This window comes from Streptomyces sp. NPDC005791 (assembly GCF_042871485.1).
GTDB lineage: Bacteria > Actinomycetota > Actinomycetes > Streptomycetales > Streptomycetaceae > Streptomyces.
In genome coordinates, this window is the sequence record NZ_JBIAIP010000016.1 from 167,121 (window position 1) to 182,007 (window position 14,887).

Below are 14,887 nucleotides of genomic sequence, written 5' to 3' on the forward strand. Positions count from 1 at the left end.
GTCACAGCCGGCCCACGGCCGTGACCCGGACGACGGCCCGGCCCTCCTCGTCGGAGGCCGCGAGATCGACCTCCGCACGAATTCCCCAGTCGTGGTCCCCCGCCGGGTCGGCGAAGGCCTGCCACACCCGCCACAGACCGTGCGCCGGGTCCTCATCGATCTTCAGCAGCTTCGGGCCACGCGCGTCCGGGCCCGTCCCCAGGTCCTCGTGCGCGTCCCAGTAGTCGTCCATCGCCTCGCCCCACGCGTCCTCGTCCCAGCCCGCGTCGGCGTCCAGCTCACCCAGGTCCCGGACACGGTCCAGCGCGGCCAGCTCCACCCGGCGGAACATCGCGTTGCGCACCAGGACCCGGAAGGCACGGGAGTTGGCCGTGACCGGCTTGACCTCGTCGGCCCGCTCCTGTGCCTGCTCGGCGGTCTCCACCTCGGGGTTGGCCAGCTGCTCCCACTCGTCCAGCAGACTGGAGTCCACCTGGCGCACCATCTCGCCGAGCCAGGCGATCAGGTCCTCCAGGTCCTCGGACTTCAGATCGTCCGGGATGGTGTGCTCGAGCGCCTTGTACGCGCTCGCCAGATAGCGCAGCACGATGCCCTCGGTGCGGGCCAGCTCGTAGTTCGAAGTGAACTCCGTGAAGGTCATGGCCCGCTCGAACATGTCCCGGATCACCGACTTCGGCGACACGGGATGGTCACCGACCCACGGGTGGCTCGTGCGGTACACGTCGTAGGCGTGCCAGAGCAGCTCGCTCAGCGGTTTCGGGTACGTGACCTCCTGGAGCCTCTCCATCCGCTCCTCGTACTCGACACCGTCCGCCTTCATCTGCCCGACGGCCTCACCCCGGGCCTTGTTCTGCTGAGCGGCCAGGATCTGCCGGGGGTCGTCGAGCGTCGACTCGACGACGGAGACCATGTCCAGGGCGTACGAAGGGGATTCGGCGTCCAGCAGGTCGAAGGCCGCCAGCGCGAACGTGGACAGCGGCTGGTTGAGGGCGAAGTCCTGCTGGAGGTCGACGGTGAGCCGTACGATCCGGCCCTCGGCGTCGGGCGTGTCGAGCTGCTCCACGACACCGCCGTCGAGCAGCGACCGGTAGATCGCGATGGCCCGGCGGATGTGCCGGAGCTGAGCCCGGCGCGGCTCGTGGTTGTCCTCGAGCAGATGGCGCATCGCCGCGAAGGCGTTGCCCGGGCGGGCGATCACCGACAGCAGCATCGTGTGCGTCACCCGGAAACGGGAGGTCAGCGGCTCGGGTTCGGACTGGATCAGCTTGTCGAACGTCGTCTCCGACCAGGCGACGAAGCCCTCGGGGGCCTTCTTGCGGACCACCTTGCGCTTCTTCTTGGGGTCGTCGCCCGCCTTCTTGACGGCCTTCTCGTTCTCGATGACGTGCTCGGGGGCCTGCGCGACGACGAAGCCCGCCGTGTCGAACCCGGCCCGGCCGGCGCGGCCCGCGATCTGGTGGAACTCACGGGCGCGCAGCGTGCGCACACGGGTCCCGTCGTATTTGGTCAGGGCGGTGAACAGCACCGTACGGATGGGCACGTTGACACCGACGCCCAGCGTGTCCGTCCCGCAGATGACCTTCAGCAGACCGGCCTGCGCGAGCTTCTCCACGAGCCGGCGGTACTTGGGGAGCATGCCCGCGTGGTGCACCCCGATCCCGTGCCGTACGTAGCGGGACAGGTTCTGGCCGAACTTGGTGGTGAAGCGGAAGCTGCCGATCAGGTCGGCGATCTTCTCCTTCTCCTCCTTCGTGCACATGTTGATGCTCATCAGCGACTGCGCCCGCTCGACGGCCGCGGCCTGAGTGAAGTGCACGATGTAGACGGGCGACTGCCGGGTGTCCAGAAGCTCGGTGAGCGTCTCCGTGATCGGCGTCAGCCGGTACTCGTAGCTCAGCGGCACCGGCCGGGTCGCGGAACGCACCACGGACGTCGGACGGCCGGTACGGCGCGTCAGGTCCTCCTCGAACATCGAGACATCGCCGAGCGTCGCCGACATCAGCACGAACTGTGCCTGCGGCAGCTCCAGGATCGGGATCTGCCAGGCCCAGCCACGATCCTGTTCCGCGTAGAAGTGGAACTCGTCCATCACGACCTGGCCGATGTCGGCGTACTTGCCGTCACGCAGCGCGATCGAGGCGAGCACCTCGGCGGTGCAGCAGATGACCGGTGCGTCGGCGTTGACCGACGCGTCGCCGGTCAGCATGCCGACGTTCTCCGTACCGAAGAGCTTGCACAGGTCGAAGAACTTCTCCGAGACCAGCGCCTTGATCGGCGCGGTGTAGAAGGTGACCTTGTCCTGGGCCAGGGCCGTGAAGTGCGCACCCGCCGCGACCAGGCTCTTCCCGGAGCCGGTGGGGGTGGAAAGGATCACGTTCGCCCCGGAGACCACCTCGATCAGCGCCTCCTCCTGAGCCGGATAGAGGGTGATGCCCTGCGATTCGGTCCATGACGAGAAGGCCTCGAAGAGGGCGTCCGGGTCGGCGGTCGGGGGCAGCTGATCGATAAGGGTCACGCCCCCATCTTGCCTGTCTCCTGCCCGGATGAGGGAACCGGACGATCCGGCGAAGATCACGGGCGATACGCTTCCCACTCAACTCGGCTGCCTCGCACAGACAATGGCGGCCCGGCCCGGACGCACGGCCGAATCACGATGGGGGCGGGAAAGCTCATGATGGGACCGGCACACTCCTTGTCAGGGGCGGCAGCCTGGCTGGGGGTGGGTGCCGCGGCCGCCGCCGCCGGCCACACGATGCCGTGGCCCGTCCTGGTCGTGGGCGCCCTGATCACCGCCGGCGCCGCGCTCGCCCCGGATCTCGACCACAAGTCGGCGACCATCTCACGGGCTTTCGGACCGGTCTCCAAAGCCCTCTGCGAGATAGTCGACAAACTCTCGTACGCCGTCTACAAAGCGACCAGGGGGCCCGGCGACCCGCGCAGGAACGGCGGCCACCGCACCCTCACCCACACCTGGCTCTGGGCGGTGCTGACCGGCGCCGCAGCATCGGGCGCGGCCGTCTTCGGCGGCCGCTGGGCGGTGCTGGCCCTCCTCTTCGTCCACCTCGTGCTCGCCGTGGAAGGCCTGCTGTGGCGGGCGGCCCGGGTGTCCAGTGACGTCCTCGTATGGCTGCTGGGCGCGACCAGCGCATGGATCCTCGCGGGAGTCCTCGACGAGCCGGGCAACGGTTCGGACTGGCTGTTCAGCGCACCCGGTCAGGAATACCTCTGGCTCGGGCTGCCGATCGTGCTCGGCGCCCTCGTCCACGACATCGGCGACGCACTGACCGTCTCGGGCTGCCCGATCCTGTGGCCGATCCCGCTGGGCCGCAAGCGCTGGTACCCGATCGGGCCGCCCAAGGCCATGCGTTTCCGGGCCGGCAGCTGGGTGGAGCTCAAGGTGCTGATGCCCGTCTTCATGATCCTCGGGGGAGTGGGCGGCGCGGCGGCGCTCAACGTCATCTGAACCCGCGGCCCCGCTCCGGGGGCGGCGCGCCCGCCGCCGTAGCACCATGGCCGCATGCTGCTCGCCCGGCTCGCCCACGTGTCCCTGGAGGTCGCCGCGACGTCGGCCCGGACCCGGAAGACGGCCCTGCTGGCCGGACTCTTCCGGGAAGCCGGGCCGGACGACGTCCCGATCGTCATCCCGTATCTCGCCGGCCGCCTCCCGCAGGGACGTCTCGGGATCGGCTGGAGTGCCCTGCGCGTTCCGGTGACGCCCGCCGACTCGCCCACGCTGACCGTGACGGAGACCGACGCGGAGCTGACCGCGATCGGCGCCCTGACCGGCCCGGGGTCGCAGGCGGCCCGTAAGGAGCGCCTGACACGGCTGCTCGGCGCCGCCACCGCGGACGAACAGTACTTCCTGCGCGGACTGCTCACCGGCGAGGTACGCCAGGGAGCGCTGGACGCCGTCGCCGTCGATGCCCTGGCGACTGCCGCCGGAGCCCCTCCCGCGGAGGTACGGCGTGCTGTCATGCTCGCCGGATCTCTCGGTCCCGTCGCCCGTACGCTGCTCGCGGAGGGCCCCGGGGCGCTCGCGTCCTTCCGGCTCACCGTCGGCCGGCCGGTCCAGCCCATGCTGGCGCACACCGCCCGCTCGGTGACCGAGGCGATCGACCGGCTGGGTCCCTGCGTCGTCGAGGAGAAACTGGACGGCATCCGCGTCCAGGTGCACCGGGACGGGCCGCGGGTGCGTGCCTACACCCGCACGCTCGACGACATCACGGACCGGCTCCCCGAACTCGCCACGGCGGTGACCGGCTTCCGCGCCGAGCGGTTCATCCTGGACGGCGAGGTGATCGCACTCGGGGCCGACGGAAGGCCCCGGCCGTTCCAGGAGACAGCCGGCCGGGTGGGGTCCCGACGCGACGTCGCCACCGCGGCGGGCGCCGTCCCCGTGGCCCCCGTCTTCTTCGACGTGCTGTCCGTCGACGGGCGCGACCTTCTCGACCTCCCCTTCGCCGAACGCCACCGGGAGCTGGCCGCTCTGGTGCCCGAACCGATGCGTGTACGGCGCGTCGTCGTCCAGGACCCCGCGGACGAGTCGCAGCGCGAGGCCGCGATGGCCTTCTCCGAGGCCACACTGACCCGTGGGCACGAGGGCGTCGTCGTCAAGGGCGGCACCGCCGCGTACAGCGCGGGCCGCCGTGGCGCCTCCTGGCTGAAGGTGAAGCCCGTGCACACCCTGGACCTCGTGGTGCTTGCCGCCGAATGGGGCCATGGCAGACGAACCGGGAAACTCTCCAACCTGCACCTGGGCGCGCGCAGGGAGGACGGCACGTTCGTCATGCTCGGAAAGACCTTCAAGGGGCTCACCGACGCCCTGCTCACCTGGCAGACCGAACGCCTGCGGGAGCTGGCCACCGGAGACGACGGACACGTGGTGACGGTGCGCCCGGAACTCGTCGTGGAGATCGCCTACGACGGACTCCAGAGCTCCACCCGCTACCCGGCGGGCGTCACGCTGCGGTTCGCCCGGGTCCTGCGCTACCGCGAGGACAAGCGGGCCCAGGAAGCGGACACGGTCGAGACGGTCCTCTCCCACCGGACATGACTCCGGCCCCCGCACGCGTGGCGGGGGCCGGGACAGCCGGATCAGCCTCGGGCGTCGGCCCCGGCGGTGTACGCGCGGATCTCCTCCGGCGTGAGGTAGGCGTCGGTGTACTCGAAGTCGCGCAGGGTGGCTGCCTTGCGGGCCTGGAAGCCGGTGCGCACGAAGTCGTCGCCGGCGATCGCGTTGAGCAGCCAGTTGGTCATCACCCGGGTCTTGGCGACGTTCGTCCGCAGCGCCGACCAGTGGTAGCCACGGGCCGCGGCCTGGGCCGGCATGCCCTTCAGCTCGATGCCCAGCGGCTTGGACACCGCGTCCCGGCCGCCGAGGTCCACCACCAGGCCGAGGTCCTTGTGGACGTACGGCTGCAGCGGACGGCCGCGCAGGGACGCGATGATGTTGTCCGCGAGCTTCCGGCCCTGACGCATGGCGTGCTGGGCGGTCGGCGGGCAGATCGCTCCGTCGCCCTTGGCCAGGTCCGGCACCGCCGCCGCGTCGCCGAGCGCGAACACACCGTCGGCGCCGGGCAGCGTCATCTCCGGCGTCACGGCGAGCCGGCCGCGCACCGTCTCGGCGTCCAGGGTGGCGACGAGCGGACTCGCCGCGACCCCGGCGGTCCAGATCAGGGTGCGGCTGGGCAGCACCCGGCCGTCCGTGAAGGTCACCTTGTCCGGCCCCGCCTCGGCCACGGATACACCGAGCGAGACCTCGATGCCGCGCTTGCGCAGGATCTCGAGGGCACTGAGACCGAGCTTGTCGCCGAGCTCCGGCATGAGCTTGGGCGCGATGTCGATCAGATGCCACTTGATCAGCTTGGGGTCCAGCCGTGGGTAGTGCTTGACCGCGTTGCAGGTGAGCAACTGCAGACACGCGGCCGTCTCTGTACCGGCGTACCCGCCGCCCACCACCACGAACTGCAGCCGCGACGCCCGCTCCTCCTCGTCGTGACTGGCGTCGGCCAGATCGAGCTGGGAGATCACGTGGTCCCGGATGTAGGCGGCCTCGGCCAGGGTCTTCATGCCCCGGGCGTTCTCGACCAGTCCGGGGATGTCGAAGGTCCTCGTGACGCTGCCGGCGGCCATCACGAGGTAGTCGTACGGCTCGTTCACGATCTCGTCCGTGATCTTCCGTACCACGCAGATCTTCGCCTTCGTATCCACTCCGATGGCTCCGCCCGGCACGATACGAGTGCGGTGACGCCGGCTCCGGCGCAGGGAGACGGCGACCGACTGGGGAGTGAGCACTCCGGAGGCGACCTGGGGGAGCAACGGCAGATAGAGCTGGTACGAGAACGGGGTGACGAGCGCGATGTCCGCCTCGCCGGGCGCGAGGCTGCGCTCCAGCCGGCGCACGCACTCGACCCCGGCAAAGCCGGCGCCGACAACGAGAATCCTGGGTCGTGCCACGGTGTGCGTCCCTTCTCGGGCTTACGCGGTCATCGCTCGCCTGCCCCGGATCCGGGGCCAGTCACTCCCTCATCCTCACCGGAGGGGACCGAGTTCGCCTCTTGTGCGGCGGCGACGGACGCGGGGGCCGGTGCCCAGCAGCACCGGCCCCCGCGACCGCCCGAACCCGCTCAGCCGTGCCAGGAGCGCCACAGTGACGCGTACGCGCCGTCCGCGGCCACCAGTTCGTCGTGGCTGCCCGATTCGCTGATCCGGCCCTCCTCGACCACCGCGATCACATCCGCGTCGTGCGCGGTGTGCAGCCGGTGCGCGATCGCGATCACCGTGCGGCCGTCCAGAACCCGGGCCAGCGAACGCTCCAGATGACGGGCCGCCCGCGGATCGAGCAGCGACGTCGCCTCGTCCAGCACCAGCGTGTGCGGGTCCGCCAGGACCAGCCGGGCCAACGCGATCTGCTGGGCCTGGGCCGGGGTGAGGGACAGACCGCCCGAGCCGACCTCCGCGTCCAGTCCTGCGTCGAGGGCCTTCGCCCAGCCGTCCGCGTCCACCGCCGCGAGGGAGGCCCACAGCTCCGCGTCCTCGGCGTCCGTACGGGCGAGCTGAAGGTTGTCCCGGAGCGAGCCCACGAACACGTGGTGCTCCTGGTTGACGAGCGCCACGTGGGTCCGCACCCGCTCCGCCGTCATCCGGGACAGTTCGGCGCCGCCCAGCGAGACCGAACCCGCGCGGGGCGCGTAGATCCCCGCCAGCAGCCGCCCCAGCGTGGACTTGCCCGCTCCGGACGGCCCGACCAGCGCCAGCCGCGTACCGGGGGCCACGTCCAGGGACACCTCGTGCAGGACGTCGACACCCGTGCGGTAGCCGAAGCGCACCTCCTGGGCCTTCACCTCCCGGCCGTCGGGACCGACGAGGTCGTCACCCGCGTCGGGCTCGATCTCCCGGACGCCGACGAGCCTGGCCAGCGACACCTGGGCGACCTGCAGCTCGTCGTACCAGCGCAGGATCAGACCGATCGGGTCCACCATCATCTGCGCCAGGAGCGCCCCCGTCGTCAGCTGTCCGACAGTGAGCCAGCCCTCGATCACGAACCAGCCGCCGAGCAGCAGCACCGCGCCGAGAATCGTCACGTACGTGGTGTTGATGACCGGGAAGAGCACCGAACGCAGGAACAGGGTGTACCGCTCCCAGGCCGTCCACTCCTTGACCCGCCGGTCCGACAGCGCGACCCTGCGGGCACCCAGCCGGTGGGACTCCACGGTCCGCCCGGCGTCCACGGTCTCGGCGAGGACGGCGGCGACCGCCGCGTAACCCGCCGCCTCCGAGCGGTACGCGGAAGGGGCCCGCCGGAAGTACCAGCGGCAGCCGACGACCAACACCGGAAGCGCGATCAGTGCGGCCAGTGCCAGCGGCGGGGCGGTGACGGTCAGCGCGCCGAGCAGCAGCCCGGCCCAGACGACGCCGATCGCCAGCTGCGGCACGGCCTCCCGCATCGCGTTGGCCAGCCGGTCGATGTCCGTCGTGATCCTGGACAGCAGATCGCCGGTACCGGCACGCTCCAGGACGCCGGGCGGCAGCCTGACCGACCGTACGAGGAAATCCTCACGCAGATCGGCGAGCATCTCCTCACCGAGCATGGCTCCGCGCAGCCGCATCGTCCGCGTGAACACCGTCTGCACGATCAGCGCCAGTGCGAACACCGCGGCGGTGCGCTCCAGATGCAGGTCGGTGGCGCCGTTCGAGAGGTCCTCGACCAGCCCGCCCAGCAGATACGGGCCTGTGATCGACGCGATCACCGCGACCGCGTTGGCGGCGATCAGCAGCGCGAACGGCCTGCGGTGGCGCCGCAGCAGGGCGCGCACATAGGTCCGCACGGTCGTCGGCGTACCGACCGGCAGCGTCGTCGCCGACTGCGGTGCGGCCGGGTCGTACTCCGGTGGTGCCAGGCCGGTCATGCGCTCTCCTCGATTTCCTCGACCGCCCGGGCCGGCCGGAGGCCGTCGATCGCGGCGCCCCCGTCCCGTGCCACGGACTCGTCCTCGGTCTCACGGGTGACGACCGCCCGGTAGCGCGGTTCGTCCCTCAGCAGTTCGCGGTGCGTGCCCACCGCCACGACCGTGCCCTCGTGGAGGAGCACGACGCGGTCGGCGAGGTCCAGCAGCAGCGGGGACGAGGCGAACGCCACCGTCGTACGGCCCCGTCGCAACTGCTCGATACCGGCGGCGACCCTGGCCTCCGTGTGCGAGTCGACGGCGGACGTCGGCTCGTCGAGCACGAGCGCCTCCGGGTCGGTGACCAGCGAACGGGCCAGCGCCAGCCGCTGCCGCTGGCCGCCGGACAGTGATCTGCCGCGCTCGGTGATCCGGGTGTTCATCGGGTCGCCGTCCGCGTCGACGGATGCCTGGGCCAGCGCGTCCAGCACATCGCCGCACCGGGCGGCGGCAAGCGCGTCCTGCGCCGTCACCGAACCCGAGGACGGTACGTCCAGCAATTCCCGCAGCGTTCCGGAGAGCAGCACCGGATCCTTGTCCTGCACCAGCACCGCGGCGCGGGCCGAGTCGAGCGGCAGCTCGTCCAGCGGCACACCGCCGAGCAGCACCGAAGGGACAGGTCCGGCCGTGTCGTCCAGCTCCGCGTGGCCGCCGAGGCGTTCCGCCAGCCGCCCCGCCTGGTCGGGGTCCCCGCAGACCACGGCGGTGAACAGGCCCTGTGGCGCCATCAGTCCGGTCACCGGGTCGTACAGATCGCCCTGCGGTTTCGCGGCGTCCGCCGTCGGGGTACTCGTACTGCGACGCAGGGACAGCACCCGCACCGCGCGCTGCGCGGACGGACGCGAGAAGGAGTACGCCATGGCGATCTCCTCCACGTTCCGCAGAGGAAACAGCATCAGGGTCGCCGCGCTGTACACGGTGACCAGCTGGCCCACCTCGATCCGCCCGTCCCGGGCCAGCGTCGCGCCGTACCAGACCAGTGAGATCAGCAGGACTCCCGGCAGGAACACCTGGACCGCCGAGATGAGCGCCCACATCCGCGCACTGCGCACAGCTGCCTTGCGGACCTCCTGGGACGCCCGCCGGTAGCGCTCCAGGAACAACTCCTCGCCGCCGATGCCGCGCAGCACCCGCAGCCCGGCGACCGTGTCGGAGGCCAGCTCCGTGGCCCGGCCGGCTTTCTCGCGCTGCAGATCCGCCCGGCGGGTGGCCCGGGGGAGCAGGGGCAGTACGGCCAGTGCCAGGACCGGGGTGGCAACCGCGACCAGGACGCCGAGCGAGGGCAGGTAGAGGACCAGCCCGACGCAGATCAGTACGAGCGCTGTCGCGGCGGCCAGGAAGCGCGACAGCGCCTCGACGAACCATCCGATCTTCTCGACGTCGCCCGTGGACACCGCGACCACTTCACCGGCCGCCACTCTCCGGGTCAGCGCCGAGCCCAGCTCGGCCGTCCTGCGCGCCAGCAGTTGCTGGACCCTGGCCGCGGCGGTGATCCAGTTGGTGACCGCCGTCCGGTGGAGCATGGTGTCGCCCACGGCGATGAGGACACCGAGGACGACGAGGAGGACTCCGGCCACCGCGAGGTCCCGTCCTGAGCGGTCGATGACGGCCTGCACCGCCAGGCCGACGGCGAGCGGGAGGCCCGCGATCGCGCAGTGGTGGAGCAGTCCCCAGGACAGGGACTTGAGCTGGCCGGTGAGCTGACTTCGCCCGAGCCAGAACAGAAAACGAGGGCCTGACCGGACATCGGGATCGCCGGGATCCGAGTACGGAAGATCGCGAATCTGCATGACGTCCCAAGGATCGGAAGGGGGCGGAGATCCGCGAGGGATCTCGAGGAACTGTGGGGGGACCAAACCGTGCAAGGTTCGCGTCCCGCCCCCGTCCGAGGCAAACGATTATTTCGGCCTGCGGGACCGGGCCCCGGTGTCGGGGCCCGATCCGCCATACTCGGCGGGCTGTTGGGAGTCCATGCCCGAACGCGTCCTCCTCCACTCACCGCGGGTGAAGTCCGGGATCTGCTGCGGGACACCTCGGGCCTTGACGGAGAGGTGGCTCATCGGGACCGGCGCGGTCCAGGTGGCCGCGTCGTACACATCGAAGTCGGGGACGAGCAGGCGCTGCATGCGGTGCCGCCGGTCCGCTCGGAATGGTCGACCAGTTGCCAGAGCTGGTCGAGCCGCAGGGCGGCCGGACACTCGACGCCGACGTGCTTGCCGTTGAGCGTGGCGGTCTTCGCCAATTCGAAGGGGAAGTCGGGGAGGGGCACGGGTGCGGGTGTGCCGACGACCGCCTGCCTCAGCAGCGGCGGCGCTCCGGCATCCCGTCCACCAGAGCGGTGAGCAGCCCGCCGAGCACCTCACGCTGCGCGGCGGTCAATGGAGCCAGGATCTCCTCCGCGGCCGCCTTCCGCGCGGCGCGCATCGAACGGAGCACCCCCCGGCCCTCCTCGGTTATTTCGATACGGACCACCCGGCGGTTGGTCGGATCCGGTGCACGCCGCACCCGGCCGCTCGCCTCCAGGCTGTCGACCAGCGTGGTCACCGCCCGTGGGACCACGTCCAGGCGCTCGGCGAGATCGGCCATCCGGGGCGGGCCGTCGTAGTGCGCGGTCGTGCGCAGCAGGCGGAACTGGGCCGGAGTGATACCGATCGGCTCCAGCTGCCGGCTCTGGATGCGCTGGAGGCGGCGCGTGAGCCGCAGCAGTTGCTCGGCCAGCACGCCGTCGGGATCGGGGGAGCCCATGGGGGAATCCATGGGGGAACAATATCAGGACCTTGTTCATTGTGAGTAGAGGTAACAATGAGCTAGGCTCTCGAAGTCCGCTTTTCCGCCCGGCTCGTCCCGGACCGCCGCGTCGGCTCGCGGAAGCCCGGCACCCACCCTTCGCACGCTCTCGAAGGAGCCCATGAAACCCGACGAACCCACCTGGACGCCTCCAGCCGCAGACGCCGGACAGCCGCCCGCCGAGCTACGCCGCATCTTCCGGCTCTTCCGCCCCTACCGCGGCCGACTCACCGTGGTCGGACTGCTGGTAGGCGCCTCCTCACTGGTGTCGGTCGCCTCCCCGTTCCTGCTCCGCGAGATCCTGGACACCGCGATCCCCCAGGGACGCACGGGGCTGCTCACATTGCTCGCGCTCGGCATGGTCCTCACCGCGGTCATGACCAGCGTCTTCGGCGTCCTGCAGACCCTGATCTCCACGACGGTCGGCCAGCGCGTCATGCACGACCTGCGTACCGCTGTCTACACCCAGCTGCAGCGGATGCCGCTCGCCTTCTTCACCCGGACCCGCACGGGCGAGGTCCAGTCCCGCATCGCCAACGACATCGGCGGCATGCAGGCGACGGTCACCTCCACCGCCACCTCCCTGGTCTCCAACCTCACCTCCGTCATCGCCACCGTGGTGGCCATGCTCGCGCTGGACTGGCGGCTCACCGTCGTCTCGCTGCTCCTGCTGCCCGTCTTCGTCTGGATCAGCCGGCGGGTCGGCCGGGAGCGAAAGAAGATCACCACCCAGCGCCAGAAGCAGATGGCCACGATGGCGGCCACGGTCACCGAATCGCTCTCGGTCAGCGGCATTCTGCTCGGCCGGACCATGGGCCGCTCGGATTCACTCACCCGGGCCTTCTCCGAGGAGTCGGAGCGCCTGGTCGACCTCGAAGTGCGCTCCAACATGGCGGGGCGCTGGAGGATGTCGACCATCGGTATCGTGATGGCCGCCATGCCCGCGGTCATCTACTGGGCGGCGGGCCTCACCCTCCAGACGGGTGTCACGGCCGTCTCCATCGGTACCCTCGTCGCCTTCGTGTCGCTCCAGCAAGGTCTGTTCCGGCCGGCCGTCAGCCTGCTCTCCACCGGGGTGCAGATGCAGACGTCCCTCGCCCTGTTCGCGCGCATCTTCGAGTACCTCGACCTCGACGTGGACATCACCGAGGCCGAGAAACCCGTCCGGCTGGAGAAGATCCGTGGTGAGGTCGCCTTCGAGGACGTCACCTTCAGCTACGACGCGAGGAGCGGTCCGACCCTGAGCGGCATCGACGTGGCCGTGCCCGCGGGCAGCAGCCTCGCCGTCGTCGGTCCCACCGGATCCGGCAAGTCCACCCTCAGTTATCTGGTGCCGCGGCTGTACGACGTCACGGCGGGCCGGGTCACGATCGACGGCGTCGATGTGCGCGACCTGGACTTCGACACCCTCGCCCGGGCCGTCGGCGTGGTCTCCCAGGAGACCTACCTCTTCCACGCCTCAGTCGCCGAGAACCTCCGCTTCGCCAAACCGGACGCGACGGACGAGGAGATCGAAGCCGCCGCGCGCGCCGCACAGATCCATGACCACATCGCAGGGCTGCCCGACGGCTACGACACCCTCGTCGGCGAACGCGGATACCGGTTCTCGGGTGGCGAGAAGCAGCGGCTGGCGATCGCCCGCACCATTCTCCGGGACCCACCCGTGCTGATCCTCGACGAGGCGACCAGCGCCCTCGACACCCGTACGGAACACGCAGTGCAGCAGGCCATCGACGCCCTGTCGAAGGGCCGCACCACTCTCACCATCGCGCACCGGCTCTCCACCGTCAGGGACGCGGACCAGATCGTGGTCCTGGACGACGGCCGCACGGCCGAGCGCGGTACGCACGAGGAACTGCTCGCACAGAACGGGCGCTATGCGGCCCTGATCCGCCGAGACAGCAGGCCGGCCCCCGCTGTCATCTCCTGAGCCCCTGCCTGACCGCTGACATGCTGAAGTCGCCATCCGCCGCAGGTCACACGGGTACGCGCTCCAGCAGCCGGGTGACCGAACGAACCGCCGCCCGGCCCGCCCGGTTGGCGCCGATGGTGCTGGCGGACGGGCCGTATCCGACGAGATGCACGCGCGGGTCGCGCACCGCCCTCGTGTCCTCGACTCGGATGCCGCCGCCCGGTTCGCGCAGTTTCAGCGGTGCCAGATGCTCGACGGCGGCCCGGAAGCCGGTCGCCCAGAGGATCACATCGGCCTCGACGACGCGGCCGTCGGGCCAGGCCACTCCGTCCGGTGTGATGCGCTCGAACATGGGGAGCCGGTCGAGGATGCCCTGCTCGCGTGCGCGCCGGACGGCGTCGTTGAGTGGCAGTCCGGTCACGCTCACCACGCTCTGCGGCGGGAGCCCGCTACGTACGCGGTCCTCGACCATCGCCACAGCGGCCCGCCCCGCCTCCTCCCCGAACGGCCCCTCGCGAAAGACCGGGGGACGCCGCGTCACCCAGTACGTCTCCGCCGCGACCTCGGCGATCTCCATCAGATGCTGGGTACCCGACGCGCCGCCGCCGACCACGACCACTCGCAGGCCGGTGAACTCCTCCGGCCCGGGATAGCTCGCGGTGTGCAACTGCCGCCCCCGGAAGGTCTCCTGGCCCGGGTAGCGCGGCCAGAACGGGCGGTCCCAGGTGCCGGTGGCGTTGATCAGCGCGCGAGGGGCGTACGTACCCTCGGACGTCTCGACCAGCAGTCGGCCGCCTGCGCCGTCCCGCACGGCGCTCACCTCGACGGGCCGGTGCACCCGCAGACCGAAGCGGAGCTCGTACGCGTCGAAATACGCGCCGATCACCTCGGAGGACGGCCTGCTGCCGTCGGCGTCCGTCAGCTCCATGCCGGGCAGGGAGTGCATCCCGTGCACCTTGCCGTACGTGAGTGAGGGCCAGCGGAACTGCCAGGCGCCGCCGGGCCGGGGCGCATGGTCCAGCACGACGAAATCCCGGTCGGGGCCGAGGCCGGCGCGGCGCAGGTGGTAGGCGGCGGACAGCCCGGCCTGCCCGGCGCCGATGACGACCACGTCCAGCTCACGCGTCCCGAAGTTGTTCATTTTTCTACCAACCCCTGGCGTGCCCCAGGTCTTCCCGGTGGGCGCGAACAACTCCGACGACGGCAGAATGGGGCCATGTCCGACACCTTTGCCACACATCTGCTGAGCGTCTCCACGGGGCGGACCGAGACGGTCGTGGACCTGACGGAGGACTGCGAAGACTTCCTGGCCCGCAGCGCTCACGGCAGGGACGGCCTGCTCAACGTCTTCGTGCCCCATGCCACCGCCGGCATCGCCATCCTGGAGACCGGCGCCGGCAGCGACGACGACCTCCTCACCGCCCTGCAGACCCTGCTGCCCGCCGACGACCGCTGGCGCCACCGCCACGGCAGCCCCGGCCACGGCCGCGACCACGTGCTTCCGGCGCTGGTACCGCCGCACGCCACCTTGCCGGTGATCGAGGGGAGGCTGGAGCTGGGGACGTGGCAGTCCGTCTGCCTGGTGGATACAAATCGCGACAATGCAAACCGTCAGGTCCGCCTGTCATTTTTCGGGTAGGGCTGTGTCTGCCGTCACTGTAGGAGTGATGTCCGGCCGCACCAAGTGAGAGAGGCCCAGCTCTGGGCAGGGCTGGATGAGCAGTGCTGCGCGGCGATGTGCGCC

Annotated in this window: 10 protein-coding genes and 1 pseudogene; 4 read left to right on the top strand and 7 right to left on the bottom strand. The window is 70.6% G+C overall.

Features of this window, described 5'->3' with window-relative positions:
• Nucleotide 1 precedes the first annotated feature (1 nt).
• Complete coding sequence (locus ACFYSH_RS28060; RefSeq protein WP_359473645.1) at nt 2-2,515, bottom strand: DUF3516 domain-containing protein; 2,514 nt, start codon at nt 2,513-2,515, stop codon at nt 2-4.
• Between the two features lie 156 nt (nt 2,516-2,671).
• On the opposite strand from ACFYSH_RS28060, the gene ACFYSH_RS28065 reads away from it, so the two are divergent.
• Entirely contained in the window at nt 2,672-3,463 is a 792-nt protein-coding gene (locus ACFYSH_RS28065; protein WP_388756144.1) for a metal-dependent hydrolase, read from the top strand.
• Nucleotides 3,464-3,517: 54 nt separating this feature from the next.
• Nucleotides 3,518-5,053, top strand: coding sequence for an ATP-dependent DNA ligase (locus ACFYSH_RS28070; protein WP_388756147.1), 1,536 nt, complete (start codon nt 3,518-3,520; stop codon nt 5,051-5,053).
• 41 nt (nt 5,054-5,094) lie between these two features.
• On the opposite strand, the gene ACFYSH_RS28075 is transcribed toward ACFYSH_RS28070, so the two are convergent.
• The 5 genes and pseudogenes from ACFYSH_RS28075 to ACFYSH_RS28095 all read right to left on the bottom strand — a co-directional run bounded on the left by ACFYSH_RS28075 (nt 5,095) and on the right by ACFYSH_RS28095 (nt 11,189).
• The gene (locus tag ACFYSH_RS28075) at nt 5,095-6,456 is read right to left on the bottom strand and encodes an NAD(P)/FAD-dependent oxidoreductase (RefSeq protein ID WP_359473654.1); all 1,362 of its coding nucleotides are present in this window, start codon (nt 6,454-6,456) and stop codon (nt 5,095-5,097) included.
• 170 nt (nt 6,457-6,626) lie between these two features.
• Nucleotides 6,627-8,408 (bottom strand): ABC transporter ATP-binding protein, encoded by a 1,782-nt coding sequence (locus ACFYSH_RS28080; protein WP_359473657.1) that lies wholly within the window; start codon nt 8,406-8,408, stop codon nt 6,627-6,629.
• Nucleotides 8,405-10,234, bottom strand: a complete 1,830-nt coding sequence (locus tag ACFYSH_RS28085; protein WP_359473660.1) for an ABC transporter ATP-binding protein — start codon at nt 10,232-10,234, stop codon at nt 8,405-8,407. Before ACFYSH_RS28085 ends, ACFYSH_RS28080 begins: the two co-directional genes overlap by 4 nt.
• Before the next feature lie 108 nt (nt 10,235-10,342).
• Nucleotides 10,343-10,558, bottom strand: a pseudogene (locus ACFYSH_RS28090) (hypothetical protein); the annotation flags it as partial.
• A gap of 184 nt (nt 10,559-10,742) precedes the next feature.
• On the bottom strand, nt 10,743-11,189 hold the full coding sequence (locus ACFYSH_RS28095) for a MarR family transcriptional regulator (RefSeq protein WP_359473714.1): 447 nt from the start codon (nt 11,187-11,189) through the stop codon (nt 10,743-10,745).
• A gap of 163 nt (nt 11,190-11,352) precedes the next feature.
• On the opposite strand from ACFYSH_RS28095, the gene ACFYSH_RS28100 reads away from it, so the two are divergent.
• Nucleotides 11,353-13,161: an ABC transporter ATP-binding protein gene (locus ACFYSH_RS28100; protein WP_359473663.1), complete on the top strand. Its 1,809-nt coding sequence runs from the start codon at nt 11,353-11,355 to the stop codon at nt 13,159-13,161.
• Between the two features lie 46 nt (nt 13,162-13,207).
• Here the strand turns inward: ACFYSH_RS28100 and ACFYSH_RS28105 are convergent, their stop codons facing one another.
• A complete protein-coding gene (locus tag ACFYSH_RS28105; RefSeq protein ID WP_388756151.1) occupies nt 13,208-14,284 on the bottom strand; it encodes an FAD-dependent oxidoreductase in 1,077 nt (358 codons plus the stop codon).
• A 75-nt stretch (nt 14,285-14,359) separates the two neighbouring features.
• Between ACFYSH_RS28105 and ACFYSH_RS28110 the strand changes: the two genes are divergently transcribed.
• Nucleotides 14,360-14,782 carry a secondary thiamine-phosphate synthase enzyme YjbQ gene (locus tag ACFYSH_RS28110; RefSeq protein ID WP_359473669.1) on the top strand — a complete coding sequence of 141 codons (423 nt, stop codon included), beginning with the start codon at nt 14,360-14,362 and terminating at the stop codon, nt 14,780-14,782.
• Nucleotides 14,783-14,887: the final 105 nt, after the last annotated feature.

Coding starts and splice junctions, on each gene's coding strand:
- ACFYSH_RS28065 (WP_388756144.1), top strand. CDS start 2,672: ATGATGGGACCGGCACACTCCTTGTCAGGGGCGGCAGCCTGGCTGGGG.
- ACFYSH_RS28070 (WP_388756147.1), top strand. CDS start 3,518: ATGCTGCTCGCCCGGCTCGCCCACGTGTCCCTGGAGGTCGCCGCGACG.
- ACFYSH_RS28080 (WP_359473657.1), bottom strand. CDS start 8,408: ATGACCGGCCTGGCACCACCGGAGTACGACCCGGCCGCACCGCAGTCG.
- ACFYSH_RS28085 (WP_359473660.1), bottom strand. CDS start 10,234: ATGCAGATTCGCGATCTTCCGTACTCGGATCCCGGCGATCCCGATGTC.
- ACFYSH_RS28095 (WP_359473714.1), bottom strand. CDS start 11,189: ATGGGCTCCCCCGATCCCGACGGCGTGCTGGCCGAGCAACTGCTGCGG.
- ACFYSH_RS28100 (WP_359473663.1), top strand. CDS start 11,353: ATGAAACCCGACGAACCCACCTGGACGCCTCCAGCCGCAGACGCCGGA.
- ACFYSH_RS28105 (WP_388756151.1), bottom strand. CDS start 14,284: ATGAACAACTTCGGGACGCGTGAGCTGGACGTGGTCGTCATCGGCGCC.
- ACFYSH_RS28110 (WP_359473669.1), top strand. CDS start 14,360: ATGTCCGACACCTTTGCCACACATCTGCTGAGCGTCTCCACGGGGCGG.